Raw genomic sequence first — 16,244 nt, forward strand, 5'->3', positions numbered from 1 at the left:
GCCCCACGAATGCCCCACCAGCACGACCTTGCCGGGCTGGTTGCCGATGGCGCGGCGCGTGGTGGCCACATCGTCGGCCAGCGAGTTCAGCCCGTTCTGCAAAGCCTGGACTTTCACACCCTTGACCTGCAGCAGCGGAATGACCTTGGCCCAGTCCGAGCCATCGGCAAACGCGCCGTGCACGATCACCACGGAAGGCTGGTCGGCGTCTGCCGCCAGGAGCGGTGCGCTGGTGGCCGTACCCAGTGCAAGCAATGCGAGGGAGACAGCGTTGCGTTTCAACATGTCGATTCCTGAGTCGTTGAGCGAGTGTGTGGTGGATGGGTGGTTCAAGCGTGGGCGCCGTCGTAGTAGGCATCGGCCGTGCGAGCGCCGTCTGTGTAGATGTCGGTCGAGCGAGCGCCTTCGGTGTACGCGTCGCGTGCCTCCTGAACGGAACGCGCACCTTCGGTGTACGGGTCGCGTGCGCCGCCAAACGCGGTGGCAGCGTGTGCACCAGCGGCAGCAACGGCGAGTGCAACAACAGCAAAAGACTTGACGAGATTGCGGGCCATGATCGTTTTCCTCAGAAGGATGAGTTGGGGAGTACGCGGCCCGGTGTTGCTTCGTATCGGTTCAACGTCAGGCCACGGAATGCATTGAAGCGTGCGGACGTATCCCGCACGTAGCAGGCAGCAGCCCGTTTTGTCTGATCGTGTACCGCCGCCATGGCCGGATACATGCGCATACAAAACCCCAGTCACCGAAGCCCGGTGGTACACAGCGATACAAATCGGCAGAACCGTGAAACATGCGGGATACACCGCGATCGCCTAATGCTGGGAACGAGGCAGGACCACTCCTCGCCCTCCCCCCTCGTCATCCATCCTTGATTTCAGGAGTTCCCATGCAACCGATTCGAATCGCCGCTGCCCTGCTCGTGCTCGGAAGCACCTTTGCTTCGCACAGCGCGTTGGCCCAGTCAGACGGCGTGCAACGCACCGACCTCGTTCACAAAAACCTGAGCGCGAATGGCTATGAAACCCTGCAGGTGCGGGTCGATTTTGATGAGAAGGCGTTCGCCCCCAACCACGCACATCCGGGCGAAGAGATCGCCCACGTGCTGATGGGTTCGCTTGAGTACCGGCTCGACGGCAAGCCGCCGGTAACGCTGCAAGCCGGTGAGTCGTTGTTCATTCCGGCCGGTGTCGCGCATTCGGCAAGAAACGTCGGCAGCGGCAAGGCATCGGAGCTGGCGACTTACGTGGTCAGGAAAGGCGAGCCGCTCGTCCAGCTCGTCCGGTAAGCCCATTCATCCAACCACCCGAACACCTGAAGGGAGAACCCATGTCGAACGCCGTCAACCTCCGTCGCCGCCGTCTTCTTGGCACCACCATCGCTAGCATCGGCGTGCTCGATCTCGGGCTGGCCGAGCTTGTGCATGCGCAGCCCGTGCCATCCACATCGAATGCGCTGTCGGCTGGTCAGGCCAATCCATTTGGCACTCTGCATCAGATTGATGCGGGCGTACTCAACATCGGCTACGCAGACCTGGGCCCGAGAAGCGGCCCCGCCGTGATCCTGTTGCACGGCTGGCCGTATGACATTTACAGCTATGCGGAGGTGGCGCCGGCACTGGCCGCCGCCGGCTATCGCGTGCTCGTGCCGTACCTGCGCGGCTATGGCACCACGCGCATCCGCTCGGCAGAGACGCCGCGCAATGGGCAACAGGCTGCGCTGGCGGTCGACATCATCGCGTTCATGGATGCGCTCAAGATCGAGCAAGCCCACTTTGGCGGCTACGACTGGGGGGCACGCACGGCAGACATCATCGCGGCGCTGTGGCCGGAACGTTGCAAGACGCTGGTTTCGGTAAGCGGCTACCTGATCGGCAGCCAGGAGGCCAACCGCAAACCGCTGCCACCAGCGGCGGAGTTTGCGTGGTGGTATCAGTTCTACTTCACGACCGAGCGCGGCGCGCAAGGCTATGCCGCCAACTGCAAAGACTTCAACCACCTGATCTGGAAGCTCGCCTCGCCCACGTGGAAGTTTGACGACGCCACCTACGACCGCAGCGCCAAGGCGTTCGACAACCCAGACCACGTGGCCGTCGTCATCCACAACTACCGCTGGCGCCTGGGGCTTGCCCAGGGTGAATCGCAGTTCGATACACTGGAAAAGCGCCTAGCCACCGCACCCGCCATTACGGTGCCCACCATCACCATGGAAGGCGATGCCAACGGCGCACCGCACCCGGAGCCGGCTGCGTACGCAAAGAAGTTCACGGGCAAGTACCAGCACCGGAACATCGGCGGTGGCATCGGGCACAACCTGCCGCAGGAAGCGCCCAAGGCATTTGTGCAGGCGATGCTGGATGTGGTGCGGCTTTGAAGAAAACAGCAATCCGGTGATGCACGGGAAGCCGATCACCGGATTGCGCACTCACAAGGCGGATATCAACCCCTGCGGCAACCCGCGTGTCACCACCAGCAGTGTCATCACGGCTGGCATGGCGGCGGCGGCCAGTACGGTCTGCGCCGCGGTAATCCCTGCCATGAGTGGCGCATCGCCGCCGAGCTGGCGCGCCATGATGTAGGACGACGACGCCGTCGGCAGCGCCTGGAACAGCAGCGCGACCATCAGCGCCACATCGGTCAACCCAATGGCATGACCCACCGCCAGCGTCAGCATCGGCATGGCCAGAAACTTGACGAGCGACGACACGGCCACCGGTTGCACCCACGAGCGCACACCGCTGAAGTTCAGCGCCGCCCCCACGCATAGCAGACCGAGCGGCATTGACGCCGCACCGAGCGAACGCACCGCAGGCTCGATCAAGCCTGGAACCTGCAGGCCGGCGATCTGCATGCCGATGCCCAGCACACACGCCACCACCAGCGGGTTCGTCACGATCTGGCGCACGAGCGCCTTGCCGCTCAGCCTCACCGAACCGAAACGCGCAAACACCAGCACGCACAGCAGATTGACGGTCGGCACGATGGCCGCGTTGCACACAGCGGCCAACGCAATGCCCTTGGCACCGAAGAGCCCCGCAGCCAGTGACACGCCCACGTAGTTGTTGAAACGCACGCCACCTTGAAATACGGACGTGAAGGCCGCGCCGTCCACACCCATCCAGGGCCGGGTCAGCACCAGGGCCACCGCCACCACCACCGTTGCCACGATCAGCGTGCCGGCCAGCGGCAACACCGGCAACGCCTGCAAGTGCGCACTCGCCAGGCCATGCGTGAACAGCGCAGGCAGCAGGACGTAGTAGCAGAGCCGCTCAGCCTGCGGCCAGAACGCATCTGCAATGAAACCGGTGTGCTTGAGCCCATAACCGAGCGCAACCAGGAGGGCAACCGGCACCAGGGCCAGCAGGATCGCGGCGGTCATGGCCGGACTCCCGTGCAAAGGTACGCAACCAATATGGAAGACGTGTGGGAAGAGATGCGCGACAACATGGCGATGCTCGATCAGAACAGGAACACCGCCAAGCTATCACGCCGTGACAGCAGCAATCATTGTGATTGATCGTGCAATCAACGAGAAATACTCATGGCAGATTCGACCACCGCATCGGCCAATGCCTGTGTGAAGCGCTCTGCCGGACGCGATTGATGTTCAAGCAAAACGACGGCCCGGCGCGTCTGCGGCTGGCCGAACGGCAGGCGTGTGATGGGCGGCAGCTGCGTCAGCACGGCATCGGACAGCGCCACCACGGCAGCGCCCAGGCCGCTCGCCACCATCTGCACGATGGTGTCCTTGTTGTCGAGCACCATCTCTTCGCGCACTCGCACGCCCAGGCGGCGCAGCTCCGAAGCGATCATCCGGCCGGCCCACGCCTGCGCGTCAAACCGGATGAATGGCAGTTCGGTCAGCAGCGCACGCGCGTCGTGCTTTGCGTACTGCGGTGGGGCCAGCAACCAGAAGCGGTCTTCATAGAGCGTTGACCAGACCAACTCGGCCGGATGCGGCCGCACGGGCTGCGAGGTGATCGCCGCATCCAGCTCGCCATCAGCCACGCGCTGTGCAAGCTCGGCCGACATGCCGGCCGCCACGTGCACGCGCAGCCCTGGGTGATCACGCCGCAAGGTCAGCAGCGCATTGGGCAGCGGCCCGGACAACGCGGTCTGGATGGCGCCGATACGCAACCGGCCGACCAGCGATTTCTCGTCGCTCAGCGCATCAGGAATCCGGTCGTACAGGGCCAGGATCTGCTCGGCCTGCGCAAGCACGATGCGCCCCGCTTCCGTGAGCGAAGGCTCGCGGCGCGAGCGATCGAACAGGCGCACGTTGAACTCCTCCTCCAGTGATTTGACCTGCAGGCTGACCGCCGATTGCGTCAACCCGATGGCTTCACCCGCGCGGGCAAACGTCCGGTGGCGGGCAATGGCGACGAGCGTTCTCAGTGCGCGTAAAGACATGATCAGGAGCGAGATTTGATCGGATGAGGATAGCGCATCGCACGCACGTGCAAACGCTATCGGCGTAGCTTGATGGCCTGCGCTTGCCGCCACAGCGCGGCAGCCGCGGGCGACAGCCGACGCTGGTTCAGGCAAGCCAGCCCGACGCGGCGTAACGTGCGTGGCGTGATCTTGCGCACCACCACACCCGCGTGCTGCTCGGGCAGCGCCAACGACGCGACGATCGACACGCCCTGCCCACGCGCCACGAACTCCAGAATCGACAGCAGTTGCGACAGCTCATGCGTGACTTTGGGTTGAACGTTGGCCCGCGCAAACATGCGCGCCACCAAGTCTTGCGAGCCGGCATGGGTGAGGATCAGCGGATACCGCGCCAGCGCGCGCAGATCGACGGAATCGGCCTGCGCCAGCGGATGCTGTGCCGGCACGATGGCAACAAGCTCGTCCACTGCCAGCGGCAGCGTATCGAATTGCGGCTTGGGCAACGTGACAACAGCAAGCTCGATGCAGCGTTCAACCAGCTCCTGTTCGATTTCCGCATCGGGCTTTTCCGTGACGTACACCTCGATGCCGGGGTGGCGCTCCTGAAAACGTTCCAGCAGCGGCGGCAGCAGCCGCAGCGATGAGCTGGCGCCAAACGAGCCGATCCGCAGCATGCCACTCTGCAGGCCAGTACTGGCAGCGGCTGTGGCCTGGATCAGGTTCAGCGCCGCAAAGAGATCCCGCACATGCGGAAGAATCTGCTGCCCCGCGTGCGTCAGCTCAACCGCCTGCGCATTGCGATCCACCAGCGCGGTGCCCAGCGCGGTTTCCAATGCACGCAATGCGTGGCTTGTTGCCGACGGCGTCATGCCGATCCGGGCACCAGCGCTGGCCATGCCGTCGGCACCGGCCAGTGACAACAGCAGTTCCAGTTGACGGAGGGTTGGGGTCTGCGGTGCCAGCGGCTTCTTCATGTTGAATGAAAACTCAATTGAGCTTGAACAACATGAATTCTAGATTGACAGGCATTCACATTGATAGCACTCGCAAGAGGCACGCCGCATGTTCTCCACCACCGTCTCCACCCTTCGGCCTTCCCCCATTCAAGTCATGGCCGAACGTACGCGCCAGGCCGTGCAAGCCGGCCGCAGCGTTGTCGACATGACGCTGGGAGAGCCCGACTTTCCGACACCCGAGCACATTGGCGAAGCCGCCATGCGCGCGATTGCCGACGGGCACACCCGCTACACCCCGATCAATGGCACCGTGCAGCTGCGCGAAGCCATCGTGCGCAAGCTGCTGCGCGATAACGGCCTGATCTATACCCCGGCGGACATCAGCGTGGGCTGTGGCGGCAAGCAGGTCATCTACCAGGCATTCCTGGCTACGTTGAACCGGGGGGATGAGGTTCTGATTCCGGCGCCATACTGGGCCTCGTATGCGGACATCGTCTCCATGAACGGCGGCACGCTGCGGCCGCTGCTCACATCGCCCGAAACCGGCTACGCGCTCCAGCCCGAAACCCTGGAAGCCGCAATCACGCTGCGCACCAAATGGCTGGTGCTGAATTCGCCCAGCAACCCGAGCGGCACGGCCTACACCGCCGACCAGTTGCTGCGCTTTGCCGAGATTCTGCGCAACAGCGCCAACCAGCGGTTCTTCGTTCTCGTCGATGACATCTACGAGCACATCCTGTACGACGGGCGCCGCCCTGCCACGCTGGCAGCCATTGCGCCGGATCTGGCACCGCGCATCCTGACAGTGAACGGCGTATCCAAGGCCTATTCCATGACGGGATGGCGCGTGGGGTACGCGTGCGGGCCGCGCGCCCTGATCGAAGCGATGACCAAGATCCAGATGCAGATCAACTCGCATACGTCGTCCATCTCGCAAGCGGCAGCAGCGGCCGCACTGGATGGCCCGCAGGAGGAGGTCGTGCGTCGCTGCGGCATTTTCCAGGCGCGGCGGGATTTCCTCCTGCAGCGGTTCGCAGCGATCGATGGGCTGCGTACACCCAGGCCGGAGGGTGCCTTCTACCTGTTTCCGGATGTGCGCGCCTTTATCGGCCGCAGAACGCCCAATGGCAGCGCCGTTGACGATGATGTTGCGCTGGCGGCCTATTTGCTGGAACAGGGCGTGGCCGTTGTGCCGGGGTCTGGCTTTGGCATGCCCGGCTTCCTGCGGCTGTCGTATGCGACATCGGATGCGCAGCTTGCGTTGGCAGCGGATCGGATAGCGACAGCGCTGGGGACGCTTGCGAAATGAATGGACCGCGGCTTGAGTGAGCCGCCTTCATTTACACGATGAATGACCAGTCATCAATACAATAAATTTCAAAAATAGACGCCAAATCGCTAAGCTGGGTCCCCCAACTTAGCGAGCAGACGATGGCGGAGCTTTATCTCGTACGGCATGGACAGGCCTCGTTTGGCGCGGCCGATTACGATCAGCTCTCCGAACGCGGCGTGCAACAGAGCGTCTGGCTTGGCGAATACTTCGCACAGCGCAACATCACCTTCGACCGGGTGATCTGCGGCACGCTACGCCGGCACGAGCAGACCGTCGACGGCATCCGGCGCGGCATGGGGCACCCCGGCCTCAGCTACGAACAGCACGCCGGCCTGAATGAATACGACTTCCAGGCGCTGTTCGCTGCGCTCGGGGGTGACTTTCCCGAACTGACACGCATGGCCTCCGGGTCGATGCGCGACCACTACCGCGCGCTCAAGCAAGTGCTGCAACTGTGGTCCGAAGACAAGATCCGAGGGGCCGTTCCGGAGACCTGGGCCGCGTTCCAGCAGCGCGTGGCCGATGCACGCGCCGCCATCCAAGGTGGCGGTGGACAACGGGTGCTTGCGGTCAGCTCAGGCGGGCCAATTGCAGTGACCGCACAGCAGGTGCTAGCGGCACCGGCGGCCAGCGCCATCGCACTGAATCTACAGGTGCGCAACTGCAGCATCTCGCAGTACTTCTTCAACGCCGAAGCGTTCCAGCTCGCCACCTTCAACGGCATTCCGCACTTGGACCATTCTGAGCGGCACGAATTTCAGACCTACGGCTAGGCGCTCCACACGTTTCATCATGACGAACGACCCGCAGCAACTCGATATCGCCACGCTGGCGCGGTATCTGCAAGACCATATTCCCGGCTTCGAGGGCCCCGTCACTGCCGAGAAATTTTCCGGCGGCCAGTCGAACCCGACCTTTCTCCTGCGCACGCCAACAGCCCGCTACGTATTGCGCCGGCAGCCGCCGGGCGAGCTGCTGAAGTCTGCTCACGCAGTCGACCGCGAGTTCCGCATCCTGAGCGCGCTGTCTGGCACGGCGGTGCCGGTGGCGCGCCCGTATCACCTGTGTGAAGACCGCACCGTGATCGGCAGCCTGTTCTACGTGATGAGTTTCGAAGACGGGCGCATCTTCTGGAACCCCGCCCTGCCTGAACTCTCGCAAACAGACCGGACCGCTGCCTACGATGCCATGCTGCACACGATGGCGGCGCTGCACGACATCAACGTCGAGGCCGTTGGGCTGGCGGACTACGGCAAACCCGGCAACTACTTCGAGCGCCAGATCGGCGTCTGGACCAAGCAGTACCGCCTGGCGGAGACGGAACGGATTGACGCGATGGAGCGGCTCATCGAGTGGCTGCCCTCGGCCTGCCCGGCGGATGACGGCAAGCCGGCCCTCGTGCACGGCGACTTCCGCCTCGACAACATGATGTTCGAGCCCAACAGCACGCGCGTGAAGGCGGTGCTCGACTGGGAGCTGTCGACACTAGGCAATCCGCTGGCAGACCTCGCGTACTTCTGCATGTGCCTGCGGCTGCCGTCGGGCTCGCACATTCCGGGGTTGGCCGGCCAGGACCGCGAAGCTCTCGGGATTCCGCAAGAGGCAGAGATGGTCGCGCGCTATTGCGAGTTGCGCGGCCTGCCGCCCATCGAGAACTGGCACTTCTATCTGGCGTTCAGCTTCTTCCGTCTCGCGTCCATTGCACAGGGTGTGAAGCGGCGCGCGCTCAACGGCAACGCCTCCAGCACGCAGGCCAGCAAGGCCGGCGACATGACCGGCCCACTGGCCGAAGCAGCTGTACGCCTGATCGACACCCAACACTGACACCACCGCGGTCAACCCGATTCCAACCATTGGAGGAACACAGCATGAGCACCAACCTGTTCGACCTGACCGGCAAAATCGCCCTGGTAACCGGCGCAAGCCGCGGCATTGGTGAGGAAATCGCCAAACTGCTCGCCGAGCAGGGCGCGCACGTGATCGTGTCCAGCCGCAAGCTGGCCAATTGCGAAGCCGTTGCAGAGAGCATTCGCGCAGCCGGCGGCAAGGCCGAAGCGCTCGCCTGCCATGTCGGCCGCATGGAAGACATCACGGCCACGTTCGAGTACATCCGCCGCACGCACGGCCGGCTCGACATCCTCATCAACAACGCGGCCGCCAATCCGCATTTCGGGCACATCCTCGACACCGATCTTGGCGCGTACGAGAAGACGGTGGAAGTGAACGTCCGCGGCTACTTCTTCATGTCGGTCGAAGCCGGCAAGATGATGAAGGCGCAAGGCGGCGGTGCGATCGTCAATACTGCATCGGTCAACGCTCTGCACCCGGGCGACAAGCAAGGCATCTACTCCATTACCAAGGCAGCGGTCGCCCACATGACGCGCGCGTTCGCCATGGAATGCGGGCCATTCGGCATCCGCGTCAACGCCTTGCTGCCGGGCCTGACCAAAACAAAGTTTGCCGGTGCGTTGTTCGAAGACAAGGCGACCTACGACCGCTGGATCAGCCAGATCCCGCTGCGCCGCCACGCCGAGCCGCGCGAGATGGCCGGCACGGTGCTCTATCTGGTGTCTGATGCCGCGAGCTACACCAACGGCGAGTGCATCGTTGTTGACGGCGGCATGACGGTCTGAGGACCTGCTAGCTCACGCCGGCGCCAATCCATCCAATCCAATCAGTCGGCTGCGTCGCGTATCAGGGTCATCAGTTGTTCACGCAGCCACTGGTTGCCGGGGTCCCGGTCGACACTGCGGTGCCAGTAGCAGTGCCATTCAAGATCGGGAATCTCGAACGGCAGCTCAAGAATGCGCACGGGATAGCGCTGCAGCAGCCTGAGTGGTGCAGTCAGCACCAGATCGGTCCGTATGGCGATCAACGGCGCAACCATGTAGTGCTGAACGCGCATCCGGATGTTCCTGCGCAGCCCGAGCCGCGTGAGCTCCGCATCCACATACCCGCTGCCCTTGCGACGGCTCGACACGTGGATGTGCCCCATCGCCAGATAGTCCTCCATCGACAGCACGCTGCCTTTGAACGGATGGTCGTGGCGGATCATGCAGGCATAGCGGTCCCGCCCAAGCGCCGTCTGGCATAGCTGCGGGTCTGCAATGAGCGGAGCATCAATCGCCAGGGCGATGGAGCCGTTTGCAAGCGCAATCGGCACCTCGGCGCGGTCGGTGTAGTAACTACGGATGTGCATGCCGGGCGCCTGTTGCTGGAGCCGTTCACCGAGCGCGGGCAGCACCAGGGCTTCAGTCAGGTCGCTCATGCTGACGGGAAAGACGCGTTCCGACGCAGCCGGGTCAAACACATCGCCTTCATGCGCGCTGGCATCGAGCAACTGCAGTGCTTCGCGCACGCGGCCGATGATGTTTTCCGACATCGGTGTCGGTACCATGCCGGCGGGGGTGCTGACGAACAGCGGGTCATTGAAGGTCTTGCGCATGCGTGCCAGCGCGTTGCTGACGGCAGGTTGTGTAATGCACAGCGTTTCCGCCGCCCGCGTCAGGTTGCGGTGGTGGTAGATCGCTTCAAATACAACGAACAGATTCAGGTCAACCTTCGAAATGCGCATCGCCATGCCTCCTCGGCAGGGATCATAAGCGCTATCGAACACATGGCACCCATCGCCCATTGAAGGAACGATCAACGTGAGCACCCCTGCTGGCAAATCCATTCCCCATGCACCCGTCCAGCGCGTCGACTTTGGCCGCGTGTCTGTCTTCTTTGGCGAGAAGAGCGGAAAGTATCCTGACGGCAATCAGGTGCTGATCCGCGGCTCCGATACGCGCGCTGCATTCGACACGCCCATCGTCTCGAATCACATCGGGTCCGAGTTCGACGCGACCGAACTGGTCGTGATGGGCCACGCGCACGAAGACCACATGGCGGGCCTGCATCGCCTGCCTCATGCCAGCGTGTATGTGAACGAAGCTGATCTGACCGCCGTGCACAGTTGGGACGGCATGGTTGCCCATTACGGTCTGGACGAGGCACATGCCCCGGCCATGCTGGCGAACATCCAGCGGGATTTTTTCTACGTCCCCCGCCCCGATGCACTGGGCTACGTGGACGGCGCCTCATGGGATGTCGGCCAGACAACGATTCGCGCCTTCCACATGCCGGGTCACACCGCCGGCCACACCGTGCTGCTGGTCGAGCCGGAGGGCGTGGCCTTCATCGGGGACATCGACTTGACCGGCTTCGGGCCCTATTACGGCGATGCCTGCTCCAGCCTGCATGACTTCCGCCGCAGCCTTGCACGGCTGCCGGAGATTCCGGCCAAGGTATGGGTCACGTCCCATCACCGGGGGGTCTATACCGATCGCGCGCACTTCCTGCGTGATCTCGCGGCCTACACGGCCAAGCTCGATGTGCGCGAGCAGCGCCTGCTGACATTGTTGAAGGCGTCGCCCAAAACGCTCGAACAGTTGGTCGCGCAGCGGCTGCTGTATCCCCCCGGCTACGAGAGCCTATGGGCAGTGAGTGCCGAAACCCGCACCATCTCACAGCACTTGAGCGAGCTGCTGGCCGACGGCCGGGTGCAAGTGGACGCGCAAGGCGTCTACCGACCAAGCTAAGGCTGTCGACAGACAGCGGGCCAAGGCGCGGGTTTTCCTGAACTGCGGCATCAGAGTCACGCCCCTACAATGTGTGGTCATATAGATGAATAGTTGACCAACACGGTTCCCCATGCCCGCCGACCTCCGCCTGCCCCGCTACCAGCAATTGCGTGACGACCTGGCCGCGCAGATCGCTCAACAGCACTGGCGCCCGGGTGACGCCATCCCCACCGAAGCCGAACTTGCGAAGACCTACAACGTGGCCGTCGGCACCGTGCGCAAGGCGGTGGATGTCTTGGTGGCCGAGGGGCTGCTGGAGCGCTTCCAGGGGCGCGGCACCTTCGTGCGGCGGGCCAGCTTTGCCAGCTCCCTCTTCCGCTTCTTTCGCTTCCAGAGCGAAACCGGCGAGCGACGCATCCCCGAGAGCCGCATCCTCAAACGCGACGTGCTCGACGCGCCCTCTGCGCCCGCCGCGGGTCTGCAGATCGAAACCGGCGCGCCGGTCATCCGCCTGACGCGCCTGCGCCTGCTGGACGGCGCACCGCTGCTGGCCGAAGAAATCTGGCTGCCACACGACCGCTTTGCGGACCTCGCCACGCTGGAACTGGGTGCCTTTGGCGATCTGCTCTACCCGCTGTACGAATCGCACTGCGGCCAGATCATCGCGAGCGCCGAAGAAACACTCACCGCCGAGGCCGTCAACGCCACCTATGCGCGCCTGTTGCGCATCCAGGCCGGTGATCCGGTCATGGTGATCGAACGTGTGGCACGCGGCTACGACCGCACGCCACTGGAGTGGCGGCGCTCGCGCGGTGCGGCGGCGCACTTCCGGTATCACGTCGATATTCGATAGCGCCGCAAACGCCACACCCCATACCTACAAGGCAAAAACAGGAGACAACACCCATGCAGGCGAACCCTCCGCCACTGCTGGACGTACGCGGCGTGACGCTGCAGTACAAGACGCGCCAGCATCTGGTCACGGCAACTTACCGCGTCGACTTTCAGGTCTACCCCGGCGAGCGCTACATCCTGCTGGGCCCGTCGGGCTGCGGCAAATCGACGTTGCTCAAGGCCATTGGCGGTTACCTCACGCCCACCGAGGGCGAGATCCGCCTGAAGGGCCAGCCCGTGACCAAGCCCGGGCCCGATCGCATGATGGTGTTCCAGGAGTTTGACCAGCTCCTGCCGTGGAAAACGGTGAAGGAGAACGTGCTGTTCCCGCTGCTCTCCACAGGCAAGCTTGGCGCGCGCGAGGCGGAACAACGTGCGCTGCACTACATCAACAAGGTGAACCTCACCAAGTTTGCGGACCACCATCCGCACATGCTCTCGGGCGGGATGAAGCAACGTGTGGCGATTGCCCGCGGCATGGCCATGGAGCCCGACGTGCTGCTGATGGACGAGCCGTTTGCCGCGCTCGATGCGCTCACGCGCCGCAAGATGCAGGACGAACTGCTGCAACTGTGGGACGAGACGCGATTCACTGTGCTGTTCGTCACGCACTCGATTCCGGAAGCGATCCGCTGTGGCAGCCGCATCCTGATCCTCTCGCCGCATCCAGGCCAGGTTCGTGCAGAACTGCCGAGCCTCGCGCGCGGCGACAACGACCCCGAGCGCTTCAAGGCGCTTGAAGCCGAAATCCACAACATGCTGTTCGACCGCGCGGTGGAGGAAACCCATGCAGACTGAAACCCTTTCCATGCCCACCGCGAACGTGAGTGACCGCGAGCCGGTGTACCGCACGCCTGTGGCGTTCGAGCGCATCGGCGTGGTCGAAAAGCCGCTGTCGATTGCGGAGCGTTTGTATGAACAGGCATGGCTGCGCAAGCTGGTGATCCTGATTGTGCTGGCACTGGTGTGGGAAGGCGGTGCGCGCTGGCTCGACAACCCACTGCTGCTGCCAACGTTCTCCGACACGGCGCAAGCGCTGTGGGCTGGCCTTGCCAGCGGCACGCTGTTTGCGCGCATCGGCACCTCCATGCAGACGTTGCTGGCCGGCTACGCGCTAGGCCTCGCACTGTCGTGCGCGCTGGTGGTGCTGGGCATCAGCAACCGGCTCGGCCAGGACTTCCTGGAAACGCTCACCGCCATGTTCAATCCGTTGCCGGCCATTGCCCTACTGCCGATCGCGCTGGTGTGGTTTGGCCTGGGCAACGGCAGCCTGATCTTCGTGATCGTGCACTCGGTGGTGTGGGCCGTGTCGCTCAACACGCATGCGGGCTTTCTGTCGGTGTCGAACACATTGCGCATGGTGGGCCGCAACTACGGCCTCTCCGGCATGGGATACCTGACCAAGATCCTGATTCCGGCAGCGTTCCCCTCCATCCTCACTGGCCTGAAGATCGGCTGGGCATTCGCATGGCGTACGTTGATTGCGTCGGAACTGGTGTTTGGCGTCAGTTCCGGCCAAGGCGGCCTCGGCTGGTACATCTACGAGAACAAGAACCAGCTGCAGATTCCGGAAGTGTTTGCCGGCCTGCTGACCGTCATCATCATCGGCCTGCTGGTGGAGAACCTGGTGTTCCGCACGCTGGAAGCCCGCACCGTAAAGCGCTGGGGCATGCAGAACTAAGCCGGACAAACCCTGGCGCCAACCCAAGCACACCAACGGTGTGGCCGTACCCTGCCCTAGATGGCGCCTTGGATTTTTGTTGCAGAGAGGAAAAAGGAAGGGGAACTGTCTGAGCGCAGCGAGTTTTCCCCTTCCCCTCTCTGCGACATAAATTCAAGGGATGGGTCGCCATCTCGGGCGCGCCTTTCTTTGCTTCCTTTCTTTGGCAAGACAAAGAAAGGGAGTCGGCCCCGGCAGGGGACGAAACACAGGATGCACCACCAACATAACGATCAACGAATACAAGGAGACACCAGATGCAGCAAACCCGCCGCAACATCCTCCGCCTCACCATGGCAGCCACGCTGGCCACCTCGCTCTTCGGCGGCGTCATCAACGCAGCGCACGCTGAAGCCAAGGAAGTCCGCATCTCCCACGGCTACGGCATCCTCTACCTGCCCATCATGGTCATGTCCAGCGAGCACCTGCTGGAAAAGCAGGCCAAGGCCGCCGGCCTGGGCGACGTCAAGGTCAGCTACCGCATTCTCGACGGCGGCAACGTCATCAACGACGCCATGCTCTCCGGCGCGCTCGACATCGCCTCGCTGGGCGTGCCGGGCTTCCTCACCCTGTGGGACAAGACACGCGGCAGCGCCATGGAAGTCCGCGGCCTGTCGTCGCTCAGCTCATCGTCGATGTACCTGATGACGCGCAACCCGAACGTAAAGACCTTGGCCGATTTCTCGGACAAGGACCGCATTGCCGTGCCCGGCATCAAAACGTCACTGCCAGCCGTGGTGCTGCAGATGGCCGCCGCCAAGACCTTCGGCGACAAGCAATTCAACAAGCTCGACCCGATCACCGTACCGCTGCCCCACCCGGACGCCACCGCCGTCATGCTGGCCGGCGGCAGCCAGATCAACAGCCACATGGCATCACCGCCGTTCTCATATGCCGAGGCCGCAGCGCCCGGCCTGCACCGCGTGTTCAACACGGTCGACGTGCTCGGCAACATCACGCTGGACATGACCTACACCAGCAAGAAGTTCTACGAAGCCAACCCGAAGCTGTCGGCAGCATTCGTGGCGGCGCTGGATGAAGCCAATGCACTCATCGCCAAGGACAAGACGAAGGCGGCGCAAATTTACATTGCGCAATCGAAGGTGAAGAGCTCGCCGGACGAGGTGAAGAAGATCCTCGACGACCCGGATTCGCGCTTCACGACCACCCCGGTGGGCGTGGCACACTACGCCGAATTCATGCAGCGCGTGGGCACCATCAAGAACAAGCCGGCCGCGTGGAAGGACCTGTTCTTCCCGACGGTGCAGAACCGGCAGGGTTCCTAAACGACAACGCGACAACGCGCCGCACGCAGCATTCGCACGGAGGCATCCATGACCCTACGCATCGTCCGGCTCGGCGAGCCGCGCCAACCCGATGAAGGGCTGCGCATCGGCACCGTGCGGCGCCCGCCGCGCGGCGTGCCCAAAGAAGAATTCGCCAGCCGCGATTTCTACGATGTCTGGATGCCTCTGCTCTCTCCCACGCCCGAACTCGTCAAGCAGGCCCAGGCCGCACAAGCCGCGCACGATGACAAGGGCTGGCAGACGTTCGTGCGCCACTTCCGCACCGAAATGCGCGACGGCGATGCGGCACGCACGCTCGACATGCTGGCCGCGCTGTCACATCAGACCAACCTCTCGGTCGGCTGCTATTGCGAAGAGGAAGCCCATTGCCATCGGTCCGTGTTGCGCGCGTTGTTGACGGAGCGCGGCGCGAACATCGCTGACTAGGACGTCTTCGCATTGCACGCTGCATCTTCGCCGCCCAGCACAAGGAGTCTTCATGCCCCGTATTCCAAGCGCATCCCGTCTCCACATGGCTTCCGCTGCCATGCTTGCATTGGCATGGACCGCAACGCAGACCGCCTTTGCGCAGACCGTACCCGACACGCTTCAACCCGCCGGCACCCACCACACCGTTGCCAGCCTGTCGGCAACCGGCGTACAGATCTACGTCTGCAAGCGCGACGGTGACAAACCGCTCGCGTGGGCATTCAAGGCACCGCTGGCGGATCTGTATGACGCGTCCGGTAAACTGGTCGTCAAGCATGCCGCCGGCCCGAGCTGGGAAGCGCCCGACGGCAGCAAGATCACGGGCAAGGTCATGCGGCAGGCAGCCAACACGGCAGAAGCCGGCGCCATTCCGCTGCTCCTGCTGCAAGCAACCACCGTTGGCGGCTCAGGGCTATTGAGTGGCGTGCACTATGTGCAGCGGCTGCAGACACACGGCGGCATCGCACCCGCACAACCCTGCACGGAAGAAGGGCAGGAAGGCCGCAGCCCATACCTGGCGCAATACGTCTTTCTCGACTGACATCGCCGTCGACATCACCTGTGCCGTACCCTGCGTGGGTGACGCCGCATCACTGGGGCAGACCTATAACGAAGA

18 protein-coding genes and 1 pseudogene are annotated in these 16,244 nt (G+C 63.4%); 13 read left to right on the forward strand and 6 right to left on the reverse strand.

Annotated features, from left to right (window positions below; translation table 11 throughout):
• Both JHD73_RS13050 and JHD73_RS13055 read right to left on the reverse strand, forming a co-directional pair.
• Positions 1-285: pseudogene (locus JHD73_RS13050) on the reverse strand (alpha/beta hydrolase); the annotation flags it as partial.
• A 44-nt stretch (positions 286-329) separates the two neighbouring features.
• The gene (locus tag JHD73_RS13055; protein ID WP_199030698.1) at positions 330-554 is read right to left on the reverse strand and encodes a hypothetical protein; all 225 of its coding nucleotides are present in this window, start codon (positions 552-554) and stop codon (positions 330-332) included.
• A 332-nt stretch (positions 555-886) separates the two neighbouring features.
• Between JHD73_RS13055 and JHD73_RS13060 the strand changes: the two genes are divergently transcribed.
• Positions 887-1,285 (forward strand): cupin domain-containing protein, encoded by a 399-nt coding sequence (locus tag JHD73_RS13060; protein ID WP_199030699.1) that lies wholly within the window; start codon positions 887-889, stop codon positions 1,283-1,285.
• 41 nt (positions 1,286-1,326) lie between these two features.
• The gene (locus tag JHD73_RS13065) at positions 1,327-2,370 is read left to right on the forward strand and encodes an alpha/beta fold hydrolase (RefSeq protein WP_199030700.1); all 1,044 of its coding nucleotides are present in this window, start codon (positions 1,327-1,329) and stop codon (positions 2,368-2,370) included.
• 51 nt (positions 2,371-2,421) lie between these two features.
• Here the strand turns inward: JHD73_RS13065 and JHD73_RS13070 are convergent, their stop codons facing one another.
• The 3 genes from JHD73_RS13070 to JHD73_RS13080 all read right to left on the reverse strand — a co-directional run bounded on the left by JHD73_RS13070 (position 2,422) and on the right by JHD73_RS13080 (position 5,362).
• Positions 2,422-3,375 carry an AEC family transporter gene (locus tag JHD73_RS13070; protein ID WP_199030701.1) on the reverse strand — a complete coding sequence of 318 codons (954 nt, stop codon included), beginning with the start codon at positions 3,373-3,375 and terminating at the stop codon, positions 2,422-2,424.
• Positions 3,376-3,521: 146 nt separating this feature from the next.
• On the reverse strand, positions 3,522-4,406 hold the full coding sequence (locus tag JHD73_RS13075; RefSeq protein WP_199030702.1) for a LysR family transcriptional regulator: 885 nt from the start codon (positions 4,404-4,406) through the stop codon (positions 3,522-3,524).
• A gap of 56 nt (positions 4,407-4,462) precedes the next feature.
• A complete protein-coding gene (locus tag JHD73_RS13080) occupies positions 4,463-5,362 on the reverse strand; it encodes a LysR family transcriptional regulator (RefSeq protein ID WP_199030703.1) in 900 nt (299 codons plus the stop codon).
• An 88-nt stretch (positions 5,363-5,450) separates the two neighbouring features.
• Between JHD73_RS13080 and JHD73_RS13085 the strand changes: the two genes are divergently transcribed.
• The 4 genes from JHD73_RS13085 to JHD73_RS13100 all read left to right on the forward strand — a co-directional run bounded on the left by JHD73_RS13085 (position 5,451) and on the right by JHD73_RS13100 (position 9,310).
• Positions 5,451-6,653: a pyridoxal phosphate-dependent aminotransferase gene (locus JHD73_RS13085; RefSeq protein ID WP_199030704.1), complete on the forward strand. Its 1,203-nt coding sequence runs from the start codon at positions 5,451-5,453 to the stop codon at positions 6,651-6,653.
• Positions 6,654-6,775: 122 nt separating this feature from the next.
• On the forward strand, positions 6,776-7,450 hold the full coding sequence (locus tag JHD73_RS13090; RefSeq protein WP_199030705.1) for a histidine phosphatase family protein: 675 nt from the start codon (positions 6,776-6,778) through the stop codon (positions 7,448-7,450).
• A gap of 19 nt (positions 7,451-7,469) precedes the next feature.
• Positions 7,470-8,501, forward strand: a complete 1,032-nt coding sequence (locus JHD73_RS13095; protein ID WP_199030706.1) for a phosphotransferase — start codon at positions 7,470-7,472, stop codon at positions 8,499-8,501.
• Positions 8,502-8,545: 44 nt separating this feature from the next.
• Complete coding sequence (locus JHD73_RS13100) at positions 8,546-9,310, forward strand: SDR family oxidoreductase (protein WP_199030707.1); 765 nt, start codon at positions 8,546-8,548, stop codon at positions 9,308-9,310.
• Positions 9,311-9,351: 41 nt separating this feature from the next.
• Here the strand turns inward: JHD73_RS13100 and JHD73_RS13105 are convergent, their stop codons facing one another.
• On the reverse strand, positions 9,352-10,251 hold the full coding sequence (locus tag JHD73_RS13105) for a LysR family transcriptional regulator (protein WP_199030733.1): 900 nt from the start codon (positions 10,249-10,251) through the stop codon (positions 9,352-9,354).
• Positions 10,252-10,327: 76 nt separating this feature from the next.
• On the opposite strand from JHD73_RS13105, the gene JHD73_RS13110 reads away from it, so the two are divergent.
• The 7 genes from JHD73_RS13110 to JHD73_RS13140 all read left to right on the forward strand — a co-directional run bounded on the left by JHD73_RS13110 (position 10,328) and on the right by JHD73_RS13140 (position 16,169).
• On the forward strand, positions 10,328-11,257 hold the full coding sequence (locus tag JHD73_RS13110) for an MBL fold metallo-hydrolase (protein WP_368735539.1): 930 nt from the start codon (positions 10,328-10,330) through the stop codon (positions 11,255-11,257).
• 112 nt (positions 11,258-11,369) lie between these two features.
• Complete coding sequence (locus JHD73_RS13115; RefSeq protein ID WP_199030708.1) at positions 11,370-12,092, forward strand: GntR family transcriptional regulator; 723 nt, start codon at positions 11,370-11,372, stop codon at positions 12,090-12,092.
• Between the two features lie 53 nt (positions 12,093-12,145).
• The gene (locus JHD73_RS13120) at positions 12,146-12,931 is read left to right on the forward strand and encodes an ABC transporter ATP-binding protein (RefSeq protein WP_199030709.1); all 786 of its coding nucleotides are present in this window, start codon (positions 12,146-12,148) and stop codon (positions 12,929-12,931) included.
• The gene (locus tag JHD73_RS13125) at positions 12,921-13,814 is read left to right on the forward strand and encodes an ABC transporter permease (RefSeq protein WP_199030710.1); all 894 of its coding nucleotides are present in this window, start codon (positions 12,921-12,923) and stop codon (positions 13,812-13,814) included. Before JHD73_RS13120 ends, JHD73_RS13125 begins: the two co-directional genes overlap by 11 nt.
• 296 nt (positions 13,815-14,110) lie before the next feature.
• Positions 14,111-15,139 (forward strand): ABC transporter substrate-binding protein, encoded by a 1,029-nt coding sequence (locus JHD73_RS13130; RefSeq protein ID WP_199030711.1) that lies wholly within the window; start codon positions 14,111-14,113, stop codon positions 15,137-15,139.
• A gap of 48 nt (positions 15,140-15,187) precedes the next feature.
• The gene (locus tag JHD73_RS13135) at positions 15,188-15,586 is read left to right on the forward strand and encodes a DUF488 domain-containing protein (protein WP_199030712.1); all 399 of its coding nucleotides are present in this window, start codon (positions 15,188-15,190) and stop codon (positions 15,584-15,586) included.
• 52 nt (positions 15,587-15,638) lie between these two features.
• A complete protein-coding gene (locus tag JHD73_RS13140) occupies positions 15,639-16,169 on the forward strand; it encodes a DUF3455 domain-containing protein (RefSeq protein WP_199030713.1) in 531 nt (176 codons plus the stop codon).
• The last annotated feature ends 75 nt before the right edge of the window (positions 16,170-16,244 follow it).

The organism is Ralstonia sp. ASV6 (assembly GCF_016429285.1).
In the GTDB taxonomy this organism is placed as follows: Bacteria; Pseudomonadota; Gammaproteobacteria; order Burkholderiales; family Burkholderiaceae; genus Ralstonia; species Ralstonia flaminis.

Excerpts from the sequence above, each read along its gene's own strand:
- JHD73_RS13140 (WP_199030713.1), top strand. The coding sequence starts at position 15,639 with ATGCCCCGTATTCCAAGCGCATCCCGTCTCCACATGGCTTCCGCTGCC.
- JHD73_RS13100 (WP_199030707.1), top strand. The coding sequence starts at position 8,546 with ATGAGCACCAACCTGTTCGACCTGACCGGCAAAATCGCCCTGGTAACC.
- JHD73_RS13105 (WP_199030733.1), bottom strand. The coding sequence starts at position 10,251 with ATGCGCATTTCGAAGGTTGACCTGAATCTGTTCGTTGTATTTGAAGCG.
- JHD73_RS13085 (WP_199030704.1), top strand. The coding sequence starts at position 5,451 with ATGTTCTCCACCACCGTCTCCACCCTTCGGCCTTCCCCCATTCAAGTC.
- JHD73_RS13115 (WP_199030708.1), top strand. The coding sequence starts at position 11,370 with ATGCCCGCCGACCTCCGCCTGCCCCGCTACCAGCAATTGCGTGACGAC.
- JHD73_RS13135 (WP_199030712.1), top strand. The coding sequence starts at position 15,188 with ATGACCCTACGCATCGTCCGGCTCGGCGAGCCGCGCCAACCCGATGAA.
- JHD73_RS13070 (WP_199030701.1), bottom strand. The coding sequence starts at position 3,375 with ATGACCGCCGCGATCCTGCTGGCCCTGGTGCCGGTTGCCCTCCTGGTT.
- JHD73_RS13120 (WP_199030709.1), top strand. The coding sequence starts at position 12,146 with ATGCAGGCGAACCCTCCGCCACTGCTGGACGTACGCGGCGTGACGCTG.
- JHD73_RS13060 (WP_199030699.1), top strand. The coding sequence starts at position 887 with ATGCAACCGATTCGAATCGCCGCTGCCCTGCTCGTGCTCGGAAGCACC.
- JHD73_RS13095 (WP_199030706.1), top strand. The coding sequence starts at position 7,470 with ATGACGAACGACCCGCAGCAACTCGATATCGCCACGCTGGCGCGGTAT.
- JHD73_RS13130 (WP_199030711.1), top strand. The coding sequence starts at position 14,111 with ATGCAGCAAACCCGCCGCAACATCCTCCGCCTCACCATGGCAGCCACG.
- JHD73_RS13125 (WP_199030710.1), top strand. The coding sequence starts at position 12,921 with ATGCAGACTGAAACCCTTTCCATGCCCACCGCGAACGTGAGTGACCGC.
- JHD73_RS13090 (WP_199030705.1), top strand. The coding sequence starts at position 6,776 with ATGGCGGAGCTTTATCTCGTACGGCATGGACAGGCCTCGTTTGGCGCG.
- JHD73_RS13080 (WP_199030703.1), bottom strand. The coding sequence starts at position 5,362 with ATGAAGAAGCCGCTGGCACCGCAGACCCCAACCCTCCGTCAACTGGAA.
- JHD73_RS13065 (WP_199030700.1), top strand. The coding sequence starts at position 1,327 with ATGTCGAACGCCGTCAACCTCCGTCGCCGCCGTCTTCTTGGCACCACC.
- JHD73_RS13055 (WP_199030698.1), bottom strand. The coding sequence starts at position 554 with ATGGCCCGCAATCTCGTCAAGTCTTTTGCTGTTGTTGCACTCGCCGTT.
- JHD73_RS13075 (WP_199030702.1), bottom strand. The coding sequence starts at position 4,406 with ATGTCTTTACGCGCACTGAGAACGCTCGTCGCCATTGCCCGCCACCGG.